The 19,383-nt window shown below is 59.9% G+C and carries 15 protein-coding genes and 1 riboswitch; of the genes, 3 read left to right on the top strand and 12 right to left on the bottom strand.

Features of this window, described 5'->3' with window-relative positions:
• Window positions 1–27: 27 nt before the first annotated feature.
• From ACP7AJ_RS12325 to ACP7AJ_RS12305, 5 genes are all read right to left on the bottom strand, one after another.
• Window positions 28–405, bottom strand: a complete 378-nt coding sequence (locus ACP7AJ_RS12325; RefSeq protein WP_426060507.1) for a response regulator — start codon at window positions 403–405, stop codon at window positions 28–30.
• 50 nt (window positions 406–455) lie between these two features.
• Window positions 456–2,450: a tetratricopeptide repeat-containing sensor histidine kinase gene (locus tag ACP7AJ_RS12320; protein WP_426060506.1), complete on the bottom strand. Its 1,995-nt coding sequence runs from the start codon at window positions 2,448–2,450 to the stop codon at window positions 456–458.
• A gap of 597 nt (window positions 2,451–3,047) precedes the next feature.
• Window positions 3,048–4,442 (bottom strand): sensor histidine kinase, encoded by a 1,395-nt coding sequence (locus tag ACP7AJ_RS12315; protein WP_426060505.1) that lies wholly within the window; start codon window positions 4,440–4,442, stop codon window positions 3,048–3,050.
• 345 nt (window positions 4,443–4,787) lie between these two features.
• Entirely contained in the window at window positions 4,788–6,833 is a 2,046-nt protein-coding gene (locus tag ACP7AJ_RS12310) for an ATP-binding protein (RefSeq protein WP_426060504.1), read from the bottom strand.
• A gap of 180 nt (window positions 6,834–7,013) precedes the next feature.
• Window positions 7,014–9,257, bottom strand: coding sequence for an ATP-binding protein (locus ACP7AJ_RS12305; protein WP_426060503.1), 2,244 nt, complete (start codon window positions 9,255–9,257; stop codon window positions 7,014–7,016).
• Between the two features lie 599 nt (window positions 9,258–9,856).
• Between ACP7AJ_RS12305 and ACP7AJ_RS12300 the strand changes: the two genes are divergently transcribed.
• Together ACP7AJ_RS12300 and ACP7AJ_RS12295 are read left to right on the top strand one after the other, a co-directional pair.
• Window positions 9,857–10,477, top strand: coding sequence for an HD domain-containing protein (locus tag ACP7AJ_RS12300; protein ID WP_426060502.1), 621 nt, complete (start codon window positions 9,857–9,859; stop codon window positions 10,475–10,477).
• 4 nt (window positions 10,478–10,481) lie between these two features.
• A complete protein-coding gene (locus tag ACP7AJ_RS12295) occupies window positions 10,482–11,087 on the top strand; it encodes a thiamine phosphate synthase (protein ID WP_426060501.1) in 606 nt (201 codons plus the stop codon).
• On the opposite strand, the gene moeB is transcribed toward ACP7AJ_RS12295, so the two are convergent.
• From moeB to thiS, 7 genes are all read right to left on the bottom strand, one after another.
• The gene (gene moeB, locus ACP7AJ_RS12290) at window positions 11,073–12,176 is read right to left on the bottom strand and encodes a molybdopterin-synthase adenylyltransferase MoeB (protein ID WP_426060500.1); all 1,104 of its coding nucleotides are present in this window, start codon (window positions 12,174–12,176) and stop codon (window positions 11,073–11,075) included. The two genes, ACP7AJ_RS12295 and moeB, sit on opposite strands and share 15 nt — an antisense overlap.
• The gene (gene thiH / locus ACP7AJ_RS12285) at window positions 12,173–13,294 is read right to left on the bottom strand and encodes a 2-iminoacetate synthase ThiH (RefSeq protein ID WP_426060499.1); all 1,122 of its coding nucleotides are present in this window, start codon (window positions 13,292–13,294) and stop codon (window positions 12,173–12,175) included. Before thiH ends, moeB begins: the two co-directional genes overlap by 4 nt.
• Before the next feature lie 159 nt (window positions 13,295–13,453).
• A complete protein-coding gene (locus tag ACP7AJ_RS12280; protein WP_426060498.1) occupies window positions 13,454–14,230 on the bottom strand; it encodes a thiazole synthase in 777 nt (258 codons plus the stop codon).
• 5 nt (window positions 14,231–14,235) lie between these two features.
• Entirely contained in the window at window positions 14,236–14,859 is a 624-nt protein-coding gene (locus ACP7AJ_RS12275) for a thiamine phosphate synthase (RefSeq protein ID WP_426060497.1), read from the bottom strand.
• A 44-nt stretch (window positions 14,860–14,903) separates the two neighbouring features.
• A complete protein-coding gene (gene thiD / locus ACP7AJ_RS12270) occupies window positions 14,904–15,668 on the bottom strand; it encodes a bifunctional hydroxymethylpyrimidine kinase/phosphomethylpyrimidine kinase (RefSeq protein ID WP_426060496.1) in 765 nt (254 codons plus the stop codon).
• A gap of 39 nt (window positions 15,669–15,707) precedes the next feature.
• Window positions 15,708–17,582: a phosphomethylpyrimidine synthase ThiC gene (thiC, locus tag ACP7AJ_RS12265; protein WP_426060495.1), complete on the bottom strand. Its 1,875-nt coding sequence runs from the start codon at window positions 17,580–17,582 to the stop codon at window positions 15,708–15,710.
• Window positions 17,583–17,660: 78 nt separating this feature from the next.
• Window positions 17,661–17,864 (bottom strand): sulfur carrier protein ThiS, encoded by a 204-nt coding sequence (thiS, locus tag ACP7AJ_RS12260; protein WP_426060494.1) that lies wholly within the window; start codon window positions 17,862–17,864, stop codon window positions 17,661–17,663.
• 80 nt (window positions 17,865–17,944) lie between these two features.
• Window positions 17,945–18,043, bottom strand: a riboswitch (TPP riboswitch).
• Window positions 18,044–18,087: 44 nt separating this feature from the next.
• Here thiS and ACP7AJ_RS12255 point away from each other — a divergent pair.
• A complete protein-coding gene (locus tag ACP7AJ_RS12255) occupies window positions 18,088–19,143 on the top strand; it encodes an acetamidase/formamidase family protein (RefSeq protein WP_426060493.1) in 1,056 nt (351 codons plus the stop codon).
• The last annotated feature ends 240 nt before the right edge of the window (window positions 19,144–19,383 follow it).

Raw genomic sequence — 19,383 nt, 5'->3', positions numbered from 1 at the left:
GCCCTGCCTTTCCCGACAACTGCTTTTTCACGGCAGTAGCTGCAGCAATTTATCCTTGAGCACCCCAAAATCCACGGGCTTGGTCAAAAAATCATTCGCCCCCAATGCCATGGCCTGCTGGTAGCTCTGGTCATCGCCGTAGGCCGTAATCATCATCATGGTGGTGGGGGGCATTTCAAACTCCTGTTTCACGTAGCTCAACAGCTCCAGGCCGCTCATGCCGGGCATGTTGATGTCGGAGAGAATAATCAGAACCTCGGAGTGGTGCGCGCGCAGGAATGTGAGGGCGTCTTCGCCCGAGAAGGCAAAGCTGAAGCTCAGCTCGCCGTTGCGGATTTCGCGTCGGAAGCGCTGCAGAAACAAGTCGCGCACATCGGTTTCGTCGTCAACAACCAGAATTTGCATGTTCTACTTTTCAGAATTTAGGCTGGTGCCAAAGGTAGGACGGCGCCGGCTCAGACGGGCAGCGTCACCACGAACTGAGTGCCTTCTTCCTCTTCGCTTTGCACAGCCAGCGTGCCGCCGTGCCCGGTGGTCACAATGTCGTGCGAAAGCGAGAGGCCGAGGCCCGTGCCTTCGCCCACGGGCTTGGTGGTGAAGAACGGCTGAAATATTTTGGCTTTCACCCTCTCCGACATGCCCGTGCCGTTGTCGCCGATGCGGATTTCTACCCCGCCGGGTACGGCCTGGGTGCTCACCGTCACGGTGGGGCGGTAGCCAGCGTCGGGGGCCTGCCGCAGGCGCTGCTGCACGGCATGAAAGGCGTTAGTAAAAAGGTTAATCAGCACCCGGCTCAGGTCTTGTGACACCACCGACACTGCGGGCAGCGCGGGCGCAAGCTCCGTGCTAAGCTCAGCGGTGAAGTCCTTTTCCTTGGTGCGCAGGCCCTGGTAGGCTAGGCGCAGGCTTTCCTCCACCAGGGCATTGAGGTCGGTGGCCTCGCGCTGGCCGGTGCCGGTGCGCGAGTGCTCCAGCATGCCCTTGATAATGGACGTAGCCCGCTGGCCGTGCTGGCTGATTTGCTGTAGATTTTGCTTGAGGCCAGCCAGAATCTCCTGTTCCAGGCCCGCGTTGCGGGCGGGGTTGCGCTGGTCGCCGGCTATTTCATCGACGAGGTCGGTGCTGACTTCGGCAAAGTTCTTAACGAAGTTGAGCGGGTTCTGCAACTCGTGGGCAATGCCGGCCGTGAGTTCGCCCAGGAAGGCCATCTTCTCGCGCTGCACCAACTGGTCCTGGGCCGTTTTCAGCTCGGCCAGCGACTGCTCCAGAGCTTCTTTGGCGCGCTGCTGCTGGCGGACGTGGCGGCCCAGCAGCAGCGCCAGCGCCAGCAGGCCTACCACGCCACCCAGCAGGGCGTAGGTGCGGTAGCGTGCCTTGAGGGAGGCCTCGCTGGCAGCCGCCTGCTGGGCGCGCTGTTGCTCGCGGTAGTTTAGGCTTTGTAGCCGCATCACCTTCTCCTGGCCAAACAGGGTATCTTTCATCACCAGCATCAGGCTTTGGTATTTCAGAGCGCTGTCGGGTTTGTTGCGGGCCTTGAAGTTCTGGGTAAGGAGCGTGCTGGCGTTGAGCACGCCCCGCAGGAAGCCATTGGTTTGGGCGGCCTGGCAACCCACGCGGGCATAGTAGATGCTGGAATCGAGGCGGCCGGTTTGCTGGTACAGCGTGGCCATGCCTACGTTGGCAAAGTTGAGGCTGCGCAGGTGCCGCACCTGGTTCGATTCGGTAATGCTTTCGCGGTAGAACACACGCGCCTCGGTCAGCTTGCCTTCCTTGCGAGCCACGTTGCCCAGCCCATAAAGAATGTAGTTGGTGGGCGTGCGGATGCGGCGCGCCAGGGCCAAGGCCCGCTCCTGGTAAATGCGCGCCGAATCGAGCTGATTGAACAAGTCGTAGGCCAGGCCAATGTTGCTCAAATCTATCACTATGCGGCGCTCATCGCGCAGCGCTTCGCCAAGGCGCAGAGCCCGATAGTAGTAGGCCAGCCCCTGCTCACGGTCGCGCAAGTACACGTAAATAATGCCGATGCTGCGCAGGTTCTGGGCTTCCAGAGCGCGGTCGTGCGTGGCTTTGGCAATGCGTAGCGACTCCTGAAACAACTCCAGCGAGCGGGCCAGGTTGCTCTCGCGCAGGGCCGCTCCCAAGCGGTTCAGGGCCTCGCCTTCGCCGTGGGGGTAGCCAATGCGGCGGGCCAGCGCCAGCGCCTTAATGGCATACACGGCCGCCGAGTCGGTGCGTTGGGTCCAGAGCTGGTCGCTGATTTGGCACAGCAAAATCACGCGCCGGGTGTCGGCCTGGGGCTGGGCCAACAGCTGGCGCAGGCTGTCCACGGTTCGGCTTTGGGATATTGCCGGCACCGGCAGCGCCGCTGCTTCCACACCTACACAGACGGCCAGCAACAAGCCCATCACTAGAGCAAGCCGACCGAACGTGTGGAAAGGAGATAGAGGCATAGAACAAATGGTCAACAAACTCACTGTGCGTTCTAAGCACAATGCCGAAGCGTATGAATAAGCTCAGGTCCGTGCCCTTACAGGGTAAAGAAGGGCCGGAGTATGTTTTGTTTTATGCTGCCTGCTGGCCCCGAAATGCCTGAGTCAAGCGTACCCACTCTAAGCCAGCATAGCAAGTTGTCTAACTTGGCCAACGGCATTGCTGCTTTTCAAGGCGTTGCTAGCTTTAGCAAATATGTTCATAAAATTGATATAATCTTGTAATATATGAGCAATAAAGTTGAGCTCCACGTTCGAGAATGTCAATCTAATACTAAACCCAGCCAATTTTAACTGGTGCGCAGTTCAACCCACAATTCTAATAGTCCTAATCTTTTCTGCAACCACTGATTACTAAAAATGGCGAAAGCAGTTCGGCGCTTGGTCGGAGTGTGCCGTGTGGGTGGTCCCACATGGTGCATCAATTCCCAGCCAACGATGACTGCATAGCCATTCATCCCGCCAATAGAGCCAAGCCATCCGCATAGAAATGAGCGCATTATGTTATTTATTCAACCCTGAGCGCACCCACGTACCAAGCAAAACAGTGACCGGCAGCTAGCTGGCCTGTTTGATAGGCAGACTAATCAGAAATTCCGTAAACTCTCCTTCCTGTGAGGTGACCGTGAGCGTGCCGCTGTGCCCCTGAGTTACAATATCGTAGCTCAGCGAAAGGCCCAGCCCGGTGCCTTCGCCGCTGGGTTTGGTGGTGAAGAAGGGCTGGAAGATTTTTTGCCGCATTGCCTCCGGAATCCCCAAACCATTGTCCCGCACCCGAATCTCGACTTGGTCGCCCCGCTGGCGCGTTTGCACCGTCACCGTGGGCGCATAGCCGGCTTCGCCCTGCAGCTGGCGCTGGCGCACGGCATAAAAGGCATTGCCGAAGAGGTTGAGCAGCACCCGGCCCAAGTCGGGCCCGATGGCTTCCACCAAGGGCAGGTCGGGTGCGAAATCATCGCGGAGGGTTGCGTTGAAGGATTTGTCTTTGGCGCGCAGGCCCTGGTAGGCAAGGCGCAGGTATTCGTCGGCCAGGTGGTTGATGTTGGTGGCCTGGCGCTCGCCGGTGCTGGCACGGCTGTGTTCCAGCATGCCCTTCACGATGCTGGCAGCCCGCTGCCCGTGGTGGTGAATCTTTTGCAGGTTCTGGGCAATGTCGTCGAGCAGTTCGGCTTCCAACTCGGGGTCGCGCTGCGGGCGGGCCTGCTCTTCGCGCAGCTCGGCCAGCATTTCCACGCTCACATCGGCAAAGTTGTTGACGAAGTTGAGGGGGTTTTGGATTTCATGGGCAATGCCCGCCGTGAGCTCGCCCAGGCTGGCCATTTTCTCAGACTGCACCAGCTGGGCCTGGGTGGTGCGCAGCTCCGTAAGGGCCGTACGCAGCTCTTCGGCCTGAAACGTGAGGGCTGAAGTGCGTTCGGCCACCAGCCGCTCCAATTCGACATTTTGGGCTTCGATAAGGCGCTTGGCCTTTTCCTCTTCTTCGCGCAGCAGCCGCTCCTTCTCCAGCGCTTTTTTCAGGTTGCGGGCAATAATGGTGAAGGTAATCAGCCAGATAATGGCAAATCCCTGCGTGGTGTCCAGCACCTGGTCGAATTCCTTGGGCAAGCGCCCGTCTGAATTAGACAGAAAAAACTCAACGGTTTTGTTGAGCAGAAACGGCACCAATGCCAGCAGCAGCATCCGGGCCGGGCGGTAGTCGCGCACGGCCACCAGCACAGCCGCCACGGTGAACAGCACAAACAGCCAATACCCGTCGGCGAGCAGAGGCCCATTCACCTTGAAGATGGCCGTTATTAAAAGCAAGCCCACCATGGGCGCCCAGATGTAGCCCAGAGCCTTATTCCAACGCGCCAGCCGGTTGGGCAAATCCAAAAAATGGCGCAGCGCCCGCACTATCAGCATGGCCACCGCCGCCAGCATGAGGAGTTGACCGTAACTGGGTGAGTTTGCCATTGCAGAGAAGAGGCTGAATCGAAAAAGTAGGTGCAAACAATATTTCGGAAAGCTAGTTCAGGCGAGGCAGCCCAGGAGCAGGGCCCCATCGGTGGCCGACAAAGCGACTAGCACCTCGCGCAACGCAGCGGCGCCAAGATACTATTTAGCATAGAAATAACTCCTCGCGTGCATGCTTGGCTTTTGCCGCTAACTGTGTCCGAGCTCCGGACTTTTCAGCATCAACTATCAGGAACCAAGTCAGCCCTGCGGCCAAGCGCAGTTCGTACAAAACCGCAGCCGACACAACGCCCCGTGCTGGCCCCACTGCCTGTGCCAGTAGCACTATGCTTGGCCCTATTTACTTCAGGCTGGCAGGGTAATAACAAACTCGGTGCCTTCGCCCTCGCGGCTTTCCACGGTGAGGGTGCCGCCGTGCCCTTTGGTCACGATGTCGTGGCTCAACGACAGCCCCAACCCCGTGCCCTCGCCAAAGGGCTTGGTGGTGAAGAACGACTGAAACGCCCTCTCTTTCACCGCGTCGCTCATCCCCGTGCCGTTATCAAGCACCCGGATTTCCACGGACAGGTCAAAGTTCAGGAAGGTGCTCACGGTCACGGCTGGCACATAGGAAACGCCCTCGGCCAGCGCCTGCTGCTGGCGCTGGCGCACGGCATACAGGGCATTGGTGCACAGGTTGAGCAGCACCCGCCCCATGTCCTGGGGCACGACCTCGACCACGCCTAGCTCGGGGTCAAAATCCCGGCCGAGCTTGGCCTGGAAGGTCTTGTCATCGGCACACAGGCCTCGGTAAGCCAGCGTGAGTGATTCCTCGGCCAGGGCGTTGAGGTCGGTGGGCACGCGCTGGCCGGTGCCCAAGCGGGCATGCGCCAGCATATCGCTGATAATGGAGGAGGCTCGTTGGCCGTGCTGGCTGATTTGCTGCAGGTTCTGCTTCAGGCCGGCCATGATTTGCTTCTCCATCTCGGAGGTTCCCAGGCGGCCGGTCGGGCGCTTGGCGCCGTCTTCGTTGAGCATGGCCACGCTCACTTCGGCAAAGTTTTTCATGAAGTTGAGCGGGTTCTGCAATTCGTGGGCAATGCCCGCCGATAACTCGCCCACGAAGGCCCACTTTTCGGCTTGCACGAGCTGGCCCTGGGCAGCGTGCAGCTCGTCCTGCTGCTGCTTGAGCAGGGCGTAGGCGCGCCGCTTTTGGCCGTTGTTGCGCCACAGCACAATGCTCAGGCCGGCCACCGCCCCCAAGCTCATCAAGGCGCCAATCAGGAACCATTGTTGGGCCCGGTTTTGCTTGCGGATGAGCTGGGTGTTCTTGGTAAGAAGTCTGATTTCAGCTTGCTTTTTGTCCAGCTCGGCCCGGTATTGCAACACGGCCGCCCGGCGCTGAAGGTCGCTGCTGTTGAGGCTGTCTTTGTAGAAGCCAAAGAGCTGCTCGTATCGGTAAGCATCGGCGTACCGGCCGAGCTTGGCCGAGGCCAGGGCCAGCACTTCGCTGGCATCGCGGCTCTGGCTTTTGGCGCCGCTGCGCTGGGAGGCGAGTAAGCTTCTGCGAGCGTAAACGAGGGCACTGTCGGGCTGGCCGGTGTGCAGGAACACGCGTGAGAGCAAGAGCTGCGCACGGGGCAACTCGCCCAGCGCCTGCAAGTCATAAGCCCGCTTCACGCTGCGTTTGGCATAAGCAAAAGCCTGGACATAGTGCTTCTGCCGCTCTGCCATCTCCCCGATGTTGATTTCCTCGAAAAGCAGACCGGCCTGGTTATTCTCCTGCTGCGAGATGGTCGCCTCCGCCTCGTAGCTGCGCTGGGCCTGCGCCCACAGGCCCTGAGTGCGGTAGAGGTCGCCGAAACCAGCATACGCGTTGCCAACACTCAGCAAATCGCCCGATTCCTGGGCATATTTCAAGCCCTGTGTCAGGTATTGCTGAGCTTGGCTGTACTCTCCTAAAAGCGTGCTGGTAATGCCAAGCCGGGTGTTTAGAAAAGCCATCCACTTCCGGTCGTGCTGAGCTTCGGCCAAGGCTAGGCCGCGCAGGTTTGCGGTCAGCGACTTGTCGTACATACCCTGCTCCGAAAAAACAGAGGCTAGGTTATACAGGCTCCGGGTCTGGCCCTGGCGGTCGCCCACTCGTGCAAAGCCCGCCCGGGCTTGTTTGGAATAGCTTTCGGCCTGGTCGTATTCGCCGCGATGGCGGTGGTAAAACCCCAGGCCCAGTTGGGCCTCCGCTGCGCCGGCGCAGTAATCCAACTGCTCGGAAAGGCGCAGGGCCTCCTGAAACAAGGCGGCCGATTCGTCGGCCACAGTGTTGCGTAGTTCGAGGGCCAGGGCGTTGAGGCGATTGACTTGGGCAGTGTCTGCTTGGGAGTGGGCCTGTAGTTCGCTGCGCAGCCTTGCCATCGAGGTTTGCGCCCGCAAACCCAATGGCAGCACCCAAGTCAGCAGACAAAGCAATAAAACCCTACTCATTCATCACAAAGGAACTTCGAAATGAGCAGGAACGCGCTATTCTTGGGCTAAAAAGCTCTTATTCCAAGATGTTTTTTACCCCTAGTACGTGTAGCGCTTCAGTTTCGGCCTCTAATTACTGGGTAACCGAATAATAAACTCAGTACCCTCGCCCTCGTGGCTTTCCACGGTGAGGGTGCCGCCGTGGCCTTTGGTCACGATGTCGTAGCTCAGCGACAAGCCCAGTCCCGTGCCCTCGCCCGCCGGCTTGGTGGTGAAAAACGGCTGGAAAATTTTGGCTTTCACTGCTTCGCTCATGCCTGTGCCGTTGTCGCGCACCAGGATTTCCACCGCTTGCCCAGCGGTCCGGCGGGTGATTATGGTCACGGTGGGCTCGTAGTAGTCGGGCTCCTGCCCGGCTGCCACCAAGACCTGTTGCTGGCACTGGCGCACAGCGTAGAGGGCATTGGTGCACAGGTTGAGCAGCACGCGGCTCATGTCTTGTGCAACCACTGGTACCAGCCCCATCTGGGGCTCGAAGTTCGTGACCAGGCTTGCGCTGAACAATTTGTCGTTGGCCCCCAAGCCTTCATAAGCCAAGGTCAGCGCCTCGCTGGCCAGGGCGTTGAGGTCGGTGGGCACGCGCTGGCTGGTGCCCGAGCGCGAGTGCGCGAGCATGTCTTTGATAATGGAGGAGGCCCGCTGGCCGTGCTGGCTGATTTGCTGCAGATTTTGCTTCAGGCCGGCCAGGATTTCGCCTTCCAGCCCCTCGGCGCGGCCACTGGCCAGGCCCTCGCCGTGCATGTCGTCGACGAGGTCGGTGCTGACTTCGGCAAAGTTTTTCATGAAGTTGAGCGGGTTCTGCAGCTCGTGGGCAATGCCCGCCGTGAGCTCGCCCAGGAAAGCCATTTTCTCGGCCTGCACCAGCTGCGACTGGGTTTGGCGCAGCTGGGCCAGCATGCGCCGCTTCATGAGCAGCTGCTGGTAGATGAACACGCCCAAGCCCGACACCAGCACCACGGCCACTAACGCTCCTAGCAGCAGCCAGTTGCCCAGGCGCAAGCGGACCGCCTGCACCGCCTGGGATTGCCGCAAGTTGCTAATTTGAGCGTTTTGGGCCTGCTCTACCCGCTCGCCCTCGTACTGCGCAACGTGGAAGGTGTTTTGGGCGAGGTTAAACGTATCAATCAGGGCGATGTAGGCACTGGAATACCGCTGGGCCTCGGCAGGCCGGCCACGCGCTACATAAAACGCGGCCAGTTGCTGCAGGTACTTGGGGCGGAGCCGGTCGAGCTTGGCGGCTGTGGCCTTGCGGTAGGCCAGCAGCCAGTGGGTTTCAGCGCGGGCGTAGTCGCGCTGGGCCAGGTAGTACTGGGCCCAGGTAGCATCGAGCTCAAATTCTCCGGGCTTGTCCGACATGGCCAGGGCCAACGAGTCGTCGAGCTTTTGAGCCCGCTGCAGCAGCTCGCCGGCGGATTTAAGCTCGCCCATGTGCAGCAGCACGGCCGCTTTTTGCACCAGCGCGTGGGCTTGGTTCATGCCTTCTTCACTGACTTCGGTTCTGCGGGCGGCCAGGGCCGAGTCGGATGCTTGCAGAGCCGCCTGCAATTGCCGCTGCTGCAGGTACAGTTTGGAGAGGGTGACGAACGTAAACACCCGGTTGTGGCCTTGCACCCGCCGGAACTCGGGCAGGGCCAGGGCCTGGCTCAGGTACTGCACGGCCTTGTCGGTGTTGCCCCAGTCGGCATAAATAGAGCCGGTGACCAGCAATTCGTTCACGTAGAGCGTGCGGCTGAACTGCTGCGCCATGTCGGCCGCGCGCAGGCTGCAATTGATGGCCCGGTTGTAGTCGCCGGTGCGCCGGTAGAAATTTCCCTGCGATAGGTAGCACGCCGCAATATTCTCGGTATTGCCACGCACGCGGTAGAAGGCCAGCTTGTCCTCATAATACTGCTTGCGGGCATCCATGGCCCCCAGCCGATTGAAAAGCGTGACGAGGTCAGTCAGCAACAAGGGAATGGGCCGGCCCACGCGGTCAAATTCGGTCACAGCCAGCTTCATGCTGTCCAAAGCAGCAGCCGCAACATTTTCCTTCTGCCAAAGCACCATGCCCGCCCGCAAGCGGCGGTAGGGCGCCTCGTTGAGCGCCTGCACCCGCTGGTTCAGCGCCAGTAGTTGGTTGAGCAAGGGCAGGGCCTGCGGGTTGGTGGGGTGCAGGTCGAGCAGGTGCACCAGGGTGTGCAAGCGGGCTGTGTCGGTTCGCTGCTGGGGCAGCGACTGAAGCAGCGAATCGTAGTCAGTATCCCAGTAGCGATGCTGAGCTAGCAAGGAGCCGTTCATCACCCAAACCAAGAGCACCGTCAATATCCATTTCATGAGCAGAGGCAGGGCTTAAGAACTGAAAGAGACTGCGCCGGCCCGTATGCTCCACTTCTGCCCCGCACCGGTTCCGCGCAACCTCCGCAAATAAGGTTCAACTGTGCAAATCATGCAGGTAGAGATACAGAAAAAGGATAGAATGCCCGGCTTGCCTGGCATGGCGCCGGACAACATCCCAAAACCAAAGGCCCCCATAACTAGTGCAGCATCTGGTATTGCAAAGATTGACAAATCCGGGCATCTGTTTGCACTTAGTTTGGTAGCCCCCGGGGCCCCTCCATAGGCTGCAAGATAATTATGAATGCGCGGCTCTCTGAATATCAACCCAAAAGCTAATTTTTTGTAAAAATTCAGTAGCCCATATATTATTTTTATAGCGAATCATTTTTAAAGCCCCATCCATTCCATTATTCTGCATGCCCCGCCAACCAAATAGGCTCCCCCTGCAGCGGCGTGTCAGACGCCAATAGCAACTCTGTCCAGGGGCGAGGGAACTGTTCAAACCGACGCATTTGGTGGCGCTTCTGCTCATTACTTCTCTTTTTCATTACTTGCTTTGCCATTGTGCGGGCCCAGCAGCACCCGCGCCCCCTCGCATGCACTTCCAGGCCGCCGAAGATTTTATCCTGAATGCCCTGCGGCGTGGTCTTTCCCCCACCCTGTACTACCATGGCCTGCACCACACCCTCGACGTGATGGAGGTAGCCATGGAGCTCGCCACCGTCGAAGGCATAGACGATGCCGAGTCCTTGGCCCTGCTGCGCATGGCGGCCCTCTACCACGATGCCGGCTTCCTGCACGCTTACCAAGGCCACGAGGCCCAGGGCTGCGAGCTAGCCCGCACCACGCTGCCCGACTTCGAGTATAGCCACGGCCAAATTGACCAGATTTGTGCCCTGATAATGGCTACTAAGTACCCGCAGGAACCCCAAAGCGCCCTGGCCGAAATTCTCTGTGATGCCGACCTCGACTACCTCGGCCGGCCCGACTTCGAGCCCATTTCTACCAGCCTTTTCCACGAGCTGACGGCGCGCCAGCTCATTGCCAACGAGCGGGCGTGGTTTGAGCTCCAAGCCAATTTTCTCACCCACCACCGCTACTGGACGGCCACCGCCATAGCCCGGCGCGCGGCACCCAAACAAGTGCGGCTCGACCACATTCGCAGGCTACTGGCCAATTGGCCGGACCCCGACGAACCCACCCAAGGCCCGGCCTGAAAGCATGCAGCTCATCCTTATCTCACCTCCTCAGGACGTGCCGAACGAGGCTGGGCTGGCAATCGAGTTGCTGGACCAGGGCCTGTCCCGCTTCCATGTGCGCAAACCGGCGTGGAGCCGAGCAGAAGTCGCCGCTTACCTTGACAGCATTCCGGCGCACTACCACCCGCAGTTGGTGTTGCATTCGCACTACTCGCTGGCGACAGAGCTGGGCTTGGGCGGCGTACACCTCACAGCCGCCCGCCGGCACCAGGGCACCCGCCCCACATTGCGGCCGGGCCAAACGCTGTCTACCTCCTTCCACACGCTAGCCGAAATCCGGGAGCATCGCCGCCACTACAACTACGTATTTCTGAGTCCGATTTTCGACAGCCTGAGCAAGTCCGATTACCCGGCGGCATTCGCGCTGGCTGAAATCACTGCTACCTTGGGGCAACTGCGGCACCGTGCCGGCTACGCGCCGCAAGTGCTGGCGCTGGGTGGCGTGGATGCTGCGCGGCTCCCAGCCGTGCAGCAAGCCGGGTTTGTGGGGGCTGCCGTGCTGGGGGCCGTGTGGCAAAGCCCCGACCCCGTAGCGGCTTTTCGCGAGCTGCAATCAATAATCGGCTAAGCCGTTGCGCAGCGAGTACACGTGGGAAAAGCCCTGCGCCAGCAGCAGTTGGGCCGCCTTTTGGCTGCGCACCCCGCTGGCACAGTGCACCACCACGGGCACCCCGGGCGACAGCTGGCCCAACCTCTCTGCCAGCTGGCCCAGCGGCAGCAACTGTCCACCAATCTGGCGCCGGGCGTGTTCGTGCGGCTCTCGCACGTCCAGCAATTGCAGCGGCCGGCCGCTTTGCTGCCACTCCTTCAAGTCATCGGCGCTGATTTCGGGCGCGCGCTGCGGGGCAGCGGCTTCGGGTGCTTCGCCACAAAATGCGGCATAGTCGGCCTCTAAACTTGTGAGTTGCTGATTGGCGGGCACGGCCCGGAAGCGGATGGTTTGAAAGCGCATACCCAGCGCATCTACCATCAGCAGGCGCCCGCTCAGCACCTCGCCTAGCTCCAGAACAATCTTCAGAGCTTCGGCGGCCTGCATGGTGCCCACCAGGCCGGGCAATACGCCTAATACCCCGATTTCGGCACAGCTGGGAGCATCACCGGGAGCGGGCGGCTCGGGGTAGAGGCAGCGGTAGGTGGGGCCCTGCTGGTAGTTGAACACCGAAACCTGCCCTTCAAATTTGAAGATGGCCCCAAATACCAAGGGCTTGCCTAGGATAACGCAGGCGTCATTGACGAGGTAGCGCGTGGCAAAATTATCGGAGCAGTCCACTACGATGTCGTAGCCGCCAAACAGCTCCAGCGCGTTTGCGGCCGAGAGGTGCAGCTGGTGCGGGTGCAGCTCGATGAACGGGTTCTGGGCCTGCAGCTTCTCGGCGGCTACTACGGCTTTGGGGTGGCCCACGTCGGCGGTGGCGTAGAGCACCTGGCGTTGCAGGTTGCTATCGTCTACGGTGTCAAAATCCAGCAAACCCAGCGTGCCCACACCGGCGGCGGCCAGGTACTGCAGTACCGGGCAGCCCAGGCCGCCACAGCCCACCACGAGCACCTTGGCAGCTTTCAGCTTCTGCTGGCCCGCCAAGCCGATTTCGGGCAGCAGCAGGTGGCGGCTGTAGCGGTTGTTTTCGGCGGCGGAAAAGGTTGGTTCGGTTGGGTTCATCGGGCAAGGGCGGTTAGGGTGGCATCCCAGTCTTTCCAAACAGGTTCGTAGCCCTGTTGGCGCAACATGGCCGCAATTTCGGCCGGACTGCGCTCATCTGAAATCTCAAACTGCCCCAACGACTCCGGCGCCACTGCGTAGCCGCCCGGGTTCGTCTTCGAGCCGGCACTGATGCTGGTGATGCCCAGCTTTACCACGTGGTTACGAAACGTGGGGCTTTCGCGGGTTGAAATCGACAGCTCGACTTCTTCGTTCCACAAGCGGTAAGCGCAAATCAGCTGCACGAGCTCACGGTCGCTCATCTCTACTTTGGGTTGCAAAACCCCCTCTGCCGGCCGCAGGCGCGGAAACGACAAGCTGTACTTGGTTTGCCAATAGGTGCGCTCCAGGTAGTCGAGGTGCATGGCAGTGAAGAAGCAGTCCGTCCGCCAGTCTTCCAAGCCAATGAGCACGCCCAGGCCCATTTTGTGAATACCTGCCCGGCCCAGCCGGTCTGGTGTGTCGAGGCGGTAGTTAAAATTCGATTTCTTGCCCTTGGGGTGGTGCTTTTTGTAGTCGTCGCGGTGGTAGGTTTCCTGGTACACCAGCACCGTGTTCAGGCCTTCGGGAATGAGGCGCTCATAATCGGCCTGGTCCAGCGGCTGCACTTCCATCGATAGGTGCGAGAAATGTGGCCGCAGCGTGCGCAAAGCCTTCTCTAAGTAGTCGACGCCTACGGTTTGGTTGGCCTCGCCAGTCACGAGCAGCACGTGGTCGTAGCCCCACTGCTTGAGCACGGCGGCTTCCTGCAACATCTCAACGCTGCTCAGGGTGCGGCGGCGAATTTTATTGTCGAGGCTGAAGCCGCAGTAAGTGCAGATGTTCTGGCACTCGTTGCTAAGATACAAGGGCACGTAGAGCTGCACCGTGTTGCCAAACCGCTTGCGCGTGAGCTGGTGGCTGAGCTGCGCCATCTGCTCCAGATACGGCGCAGCGGCCGGCGAAATCAACGCCTTGAAATCTTCCAACGTGCGCTGCCGGCTTGCTAAAGCGCGCGCCACATCATCCGCTGTTTTGGAGTAGATGCTGGCCTTGGTTTCGTCCCAGGAGTAGGCGTCGAGGATGGGTTGAAAGCTCATTTTTTGCTAACATTTAATGCTTTTGGCCGTCATACTAATTTGACCGTCATGCTGAGCGCAGCCGAAGCATCTCGCTCGCTTCGTTGTAGCGTCATTGATTACTACAGCACGCGAGATGCTTCGGCTGCGCTCAGCATGATGGCCCGATTGGACCGCATCTTAATCCAAAAAAGAAGTGAGCGGCGAGCTGGCCACCGCCTCGTGCGCCACTGGTGCCGCCAGGCGCGCCTCGTATGCCATGCGCCCCGCCTCCACTGCCAGCCGGAAGGCCGTGGCCATGGCCACCGGCTGGCCAGCCACCGCAATGGCGGTGTTTACCAGCACGGCGGCAGCGCCCATTTCCATGGCCGCTGCGGCGTGCGAGGGCGCTCCGAGGCCCGCGTCCACAATCACCGGCACCTTGCTTTGACCGATGATGATTTCCAGAAAATCGCGCGTCAGCAGGCCTTTATTGGAGCCGATGGGCGCACCCAGCGGCATCACGGCCGCCACCCCAACTTCCTCCAGCCGTTTGCACAGCACTGGGTCGGCGTGGATGTAGGGCAGCACTACAAAACCCAGCTTCACCAGTTCCTCGGCGGCTTTCAGGGTCTCGATGGGGTCGGGCAGCAGATACTTGGGGTCGGGGTGAATTTCGAGCTTGAGCCAGTTGGTTTCCAAAGCCTCGCGGGCCAGCTGGGCGGCAAATACGGCCTCGCGGGCGGTGCGCACGCCGGAGGTATTGGGCAGCAGATGAAACTGCGGGTGCGAAAGGTGCCGCAGGATGTCGTCTTCCGAATTGGCTACGTCCACCCGCTTCAGCGCCACGGTCACTAATTCGGAGCCCGAAGCTAATAATGCTTCCTCCATCAGGGCCGACGAGCTAAATTTGCCCGTTCCCGTGAACAGCCGGGAGTCGAAAGTCCGTTCCGCAATGCTTAGTTTTTTGTTTAACATAATAATTAAATAGAAATTACAGCCGACAACTCGTTGATAAACAGCCCCGCCATCTTTGCTGGGGCTTTGGCATTGCCGATGGCGCTCGATACGGCCACCCCATGCAACCCTGTGCTCTTCAAGGCGGCCACGTCTTCCAGCGTAATTCCACCAATGCCGATGACGGGCACCACAATGCCAGTGGCTTCGCATTGGCGCATGATTTCGGTGTACCCGGCCATGCCCAGCGTTGGGCTTAGGTTTTCTTTGGTTGGGGTGAAGCGGAACGGGCCCAGCCCCACATAGTCCACTCCAGCGGCAGCCAGGCGCTGCACATCGGCGAAGGTGTTGGCCGTGCCGCCGATGATGAAGTTGGCGCCCAGCATGGCGCGGGCTTCGGCGGCGGGCATATCGGCCTGGCCCACGTGCACCCCGTCGGCCCCGATTTCCTGCGCCAAGCGCGGGTTGTCGTTGATGAGCAGCATGGCGCCGTAGCGGCGGCACACGGCCTGGGTCTCCAGCGCTATCTGCTTCCAGACGGCATAAGGCTGGTTTTTCACCCGGAGTTGCACCCAGCGCACGCCGCCCTGGCAGGCCAGTTCGGCCGCTTCGGGGGAGGTGGTGATATAATGAAGGAGGTTGATTTTCATTGACGTGGTGGTGGTTAAGTAAGTGCTGGGTTTCGAACAGCGCCCTAAGACGCTGCCGGTGCTGAATGATACCCCAGCAGCGTATCGTTACTAGCCAAAAAGGCCCTGGTATAGTCCTTACCAAGGCGGCACGCATCAATCAGGCTTTTCCCTTTGGCCAGTTGCGCCAGCACCGCCGCCGAAAGCACGCAGCCGCTGCCATGCTTCTCGCCATGCGGCAGGCGTGACGCGGAAAACCGGTGCTGCTGGCCTTGAATAAAAAGTACGTCGGTAGCCAGGTCGCTGGTATCGTGCCCGCCTTTCAGCAGCACGGGGCAAAAGGCACTGATTCGTTCAGCCGCTGCTTCAGCCGAATCGGCAGGCAAGAGCCGGAGCATTTCCGGCCTGTTGGGGGTGATAAGTGCCATTTCTGAACACAGGGCTTGTAGTAGGCTTGGGTCGGTCTTGCGATGAAACTCATAGCCGGCCGTGGCTTTCAGCACGGGGTCCCACACGAGTTGGAGTCGGGGGTTTTGCTCTTTGAGCCAGTATGCCAATGCCAGCAGCTGCGGCAGGCTTTCGACCAAGCCGATTTTGATAAAATCAACCTGAAAGCGTGCAAGCAGAACGCGGATTTGGTCTTTGATTAAAACAGCATCTACCCAGCTTACGCGCTCAAACGAAACGTCGCTCTGCACCGTGAGGGCCGTGCACACGCCCAAGCCGTAAACGCTGCTGGTTTCCATCGTTTTTACGTCGGCCAGCAGGCCAGCTCCGGCGCTGGGGTCGAAGCCAGCAATGCTGAGTGCAAAAGGGCGTGTGTTAATCATGGTGCCAGGATTTAATCAATCCAGTTGTCATGCTGAGCGCTACAGATAAATCTCGCTGCCCTTTTCCACAAATTCACGCGACTTATCCACAAGGCCAGCGGCCAGAACTTCGCTGGCGGTCAGGTCCTGCTTGGCGGCGTAGTCGCGCACTTCCTGCGTGATTTTCATGGAGCAGAAATGCGGGCCGCACATCGAGCAGAAGTGGGCCACCTTGGCGCCTTCGGCAGGCAGGGTTTCGTCGTGGTATTCGCGGGCGGTGTCGGGGTCGAGAGCTAGATTAAACTGGTCTTCCCAACGGAACTCGAAGCGGGCTTTGCTTAGGGCATTGTCGCGGTATTGCGCGCCCGGGTGGCCCTTGGCGAGGTCGGCGGCGTGGGCGGCAATTTTGTAGGCAATGACGCCGTCTTTCACGTCCTGCTTGTTGGGCAAGCCTAGATGTTCTTTGGGCGTCACGTAGCAGAGCATGGCGGTGCCAAACCAGCCTATCATGGCCGCGCCGATGGCCGAGGTGATGTGGTCGTAGCCCGGCGCGATGTCCGTCGTGAGCGGGCCCAGCGTGTAGAATGGCGCCTCGTGGCACTCCTTCAGCTGCTTTTCCATGTTTTCCTTGATGAGGTGCATGGGCACGTGGCCGGGGCCTTCTATCATCACCTGCACGTCGTGCTTCCAGGCAATTTTGGTGAGCTCGCCCAAGGTTTCCAGCTCGGCAAACTGGGCTTCGTCGTTGGCATCGGCAATGGAGCCGGGGCGCAGGCCATCACCCAGAGAAAAGGCCACGTCGTAGGCCTCCATGATTTCGCAGATTTCTTCGAAATGCGTGTAAAGAAAACTTTCCTGGTGGTGCGCCAGGCACCATTTGGCCATAATGGAGCCACCGCGCGACACGATGCCGGTCACGCGCTTGGCCGTCATGGGCACGTAGCGCAGCAACACGCCGGCGTGAATGGTGAAGTAGTCGACGCCCTGCTCGGCCTGCTCAATCAGCGTGTCGCGAAACAGCTCCCAGGTCAGGTCTTCGGCCTTGCCGTTCACCTTTTCCAAGGCTTGGTAAATGGGCACAGTGCCCACCGGCACAGGGCAGTTGCGGATAATCCACTCGCGGGTTTCGTGGATGTTTTTGCCGGTCGATAAATCCATCAGTGTGTCGCCGCCCCAGCGGCAGCTCCACACGGCTTTGTCCACTTCTTCCTCGATGCTCGAAGTCACCGCCGAGTTGCCAATGTTGGTATTGATTTTCACCAGGAAGTTGCGGCCTATAATCATCGGCTCGCTTTCCGGGTGGTTGATGTTGGAGGGAATAACGGCGCGGCCGGCGGCCACTTCCGAGCGCACAAATTCGGGCGTGATGTGGCCCTGCGGCGTGTTGGCCCCGAAGCTGTGGCCGCGGTGCTGGACGCGCAACGGGTCGGTGGCCGCCAGCTCGTCAATCCGCTGGTTTTCGCGGATGGCGATGTACTCCATTTCGGGTGTGATGATGCCCTGGCGGGCGTAGTGCATCTGCGACACGTTGCGGCCGGGCTGGGCGCGGTAGGGCGGCCGAATGTGCTCGAAGCGCAGCTGGTCGAGGCTGGTGTCGGCGGCGCGCTGCTGACCGTAGAGCGAGGTGGTGCCGGCGAGCTGCTCCACATCGCCACGTTCCTGAATCCAGCTTTCGCGCAGGCGCGGCAGGCCTTTTTTCAGGTCGATGGCCACATTCGGGTCGGTGTAGGGGCCGCTGGTATCGTACACCGTTACGGGCGCGTTTTGCTCCGTCGGGTTCACAAAATCAAACTTGCGCTCGGTATCGCTGAGCACGATTTCGCGCATGGCCACGCGGATGTCGTGCATCTTGCCGGGCACGTAAATTTTGCGGGAGCCCGTGAGGGGTTGGCGCTCCACCAGCGTCTGGTGCGGGGCTTGGTCTTTTTTCTTCATCGAAGGGAATGGAATATGGCGCGAACTCCTGGTTCGCTGGGCGTGAAAAAATCGAGGAATGCGTAGAGGAGAGGGCACTTAGCCGCCCTGGGCAGCCCGGATTATGGTCACCCGGTCGTGGGCACGGAGGACGTGGCGTGGCCACGCGGCACGGGGCACCACGGTGTCGTTCACGGCCACGGCGAGGCCGCGCTGCCCGGCTAGGGCAAGGTGGGCGAGCAGCTGCGTAAGCGTCTGGGCTTTGGCGGTTTCCTGGGGCAAATTGTTTACATAGCAGACCATGACAACTAGGGATTAGTTGAGTGGAAGAAATCCATAAACAATAGCGGGCGCCGGCCACGGCCCACCCCTAAGGCAGCCGCGTGCGGACCAGTACTTTTCCCTTCGCCGGTATTATCCGGATTCAGGTTCCAAGGGTATCATCTCAGCCTCGCCAAAGCGAAGCACCCCTAAAGTTTATGGCCAAATCTAAGCAGCGCTTCTGATATAGTGCGTACTTGCCTACATGAACCACCGCCGAATACTCGTCCGCGCAGCCCTGCATGTTGTTGCAGCAACGGGGCTGACTTTAGCTGCCCAGGCCCAAAAAGCTACCCATCAGCTGCCCATCACCCCGGCCACCGCCGCCTGGGGGTACTACGATGCCGCCGCGCCGCCCGTGCTGCGCATCAAATCGGGCGAAACGGTGGAAGTGCATACGCTCATCACCTCCACCCCGGCCCGGCTGGAAGGCGCTGGCCTGCCGCCCGCCCAGGTGGAGCCAGCCCTGCGCGAAATCGTGGAAAAAGTCACCAACAAGGGGCCGGGCGGACACATTCTCACCGGTCCCATCTTTGTGGAAGGCGCCGAGCCGGGCGATGTGCTTGAAGTACGCATTCACTCTGTCAAGCTGGCCATTCCCTACGCCTACAATGCCTTTGGCCCCAAGAGCGGCTTCATTCCGGAAGACTTTCCCTACGCCAAAATGCGCATCATCCCGTTGGATGAAAAGAAGATGGTGGCCTACTTTGCGCCCGGTATCGAGGTGCCACTACGGCCGTTTTTTGGGAGCATGGGCGTGGCGCCGCCCGCCGCATCCGGCCGCGTAAACAGTGCCCCGCCCGGCATTCACGGCGGCAACCTGGACAATAAAGAGCTGGTGGCCGGCACCACCCTCTACCTGCCGGTGCACGCAGCGGGCGCGCTGTTTTTTGTGGGCGACGGCCACGCCGGCCAAGGCAACGGCGAAGTAGACATTACGGGGCTGGAGACTTCGCTCCAGGGCAAGCTGCAGTTCATTGTGCGCAAAGACCTGCACCTGACCCTGCCCCGGGCCGAAACGCCCACCGCCTACATTAGCATGGGGCTGAACGAAGACCTGACCCTGGCGGCCAAGGACGCGGTGCGCGAAATGATAAACTTCCTTGTAACCGAAAAAAAGCTGAGCCGCGACGATGCCTACATGCTGTGCAGCGTGGCCGGCGACCTGAACACCACGCAAGTAGTGGACGGTACCCGCGGCGCCCACATGATTATGCCCAAAAGCATTTTTAAAAAAGCACCGAAAGCCGAGCGCAAATAAGCGCATTAATTCGAATGCCAGCTGCAATCTTATGCTCTGGGCTTGGCTCAGTTACGCTCGTTTAATTACGGTCATATAAATAATTTATTTGCATATGGATTCGTAAAAACAAATCGCTACTTTAGGTCTGGTAGCGCCTTTTTAGCAGTGGCTTATGCAAACTAAAAAACGGCTTATCTCAGCTTATGAGGCTCTATCCCAACCAGTGTAGCCACTCTTTTTTGCGGCCCAATGCTTTTA

Origin of the sequence: Hymenobacter sp. B1770 (assembly GCF_049896385.1) — a bacterium.
Taxonomy (GTDB): domain Bacteria; phylum Bacteroidota; class Bacteroidia; order Cytophagales; family Hymenobacteraceae; genus Hymenobacter.
The sequence above is the reverse complement of the archived record's forward strand: the minus strand, read 5'-3'. Positions and strand labels throughout refer to the sequence as shown.

What these genes read in the sequence shown, in the direction of transcription:
- moeB (WP_426060500.1), bottom strand. Translation starts at nt 12,176, where the DNA reads ATGAACCCAACCGAACCAACCTTTTCCGCCGCCGAAAACAACCGCTAC.
- thiD (WP_426060496.1), bottom strand. Translation starts at nt 15,668, where the DNA reads ATGATTAACACACGCCCTTTTGCACTCAGCATTGCTGGCTTCGACCCC.
- ACP7AJ_RS12280 (WP_426060498.1), bottom strand. Translation starts at nt 14,230, where the DNA reads ATGTTAAACAAAAAACTAAGCATTGCGGAACGGACTTTCGACTCCCGG.
- ACP7AJ_RS12275 (WP_426060497.1), bottom strand. Translation starts at nt 14,859, where the DNA reads ATGAAAATCAACCTCCTTCATTATATCACCACCTCCCCCGAAGCGGCC.
- thiC (WP_426060495.1), bottom strand. Translation starts at nt 17,582, where the DNA reads ATGAAGAAAAAAGACCAAGCCCCGCACCAGACGCTGGTGGAGCGCCAA.
- thiH (WP_426060499.1), bottom strand. Translation starts at nt 13,294, where the DNA reads ATGAGCTTTCAACCCATCCTCGACGCCTACTCCTGGGACGAAACCAAG.
- ACP7AJ_RS12255 (WP_426060493.1), top strand. Translation starts at nt 18,088, where the DNA reads ATGAACCACCGCCGAATACTCGTCCGCGCAGCCCTGCATGTTGTTGCA.
- ACP7AJ_RS12320 (WP_426060506.1), bottom strand. Translation starts at nt 2,450, where the DNA reads ATGCCTCTATCTCCTTTCCACACGTTCGGTCGGCTTGCTCTAGTGATG.
- thiS (WP_426060494.1), bottom strand. Translation starts at nt 17,864, where the DNA reads ATGGTCTGCTATGTAAACAATTTGCCCCAGGAAACCGCCAAAGCCCAG.
- ACP7AJ_RS12300 (WP_426060502.1), top strand. Translation starts at nt 9,857, where the DNA reads ATGCACTTCCAGGCCGCCGAAGATTTTATCCTGAATGCCCTGCGGCGT.
- ACP7AJ_RS12305 (WP_426060503.1), bottom strand. Translation starts at nt 9,257, where the DNA reads ATGAAATGGATATTGACGGTGCTCTTGGTTTGGGTGATGAACGGCTCC.
- ACP7AJ_RS12295 (WP_426060501.1), top strand. Translation starts at nt 10,482, where the DNA reads ATGCAGCTCATCCTTATCTCACCTCCTCAGGACGTGCCGAACGAGGCT.
- ACP7AJ_RS12315 (WP_426060505.1), bottom strand. Translation starts at nt 4,442, where the DNA reads ATGGCAAACTCACCCAGTTACGGTCAACTCCTCATGCTGGCGGCGGTG.
- ACP7AJ_RS12325 (WP_426060507.1), bottom strand. Translation starts at nt 405, where the DNA reads ATGCAAATTCTGGTTGTTGACGACGAAACCGATGTGCGCGACTTGTTT.
- ACP7AJ_RS12310 (WP_426060504.1), bottom strand. Translation starts at nt 6,833, where the DNA reads ATGGCAAGGCTGCGCAGCGAACTACAGGCCCACTCCCAAGCAGACACT.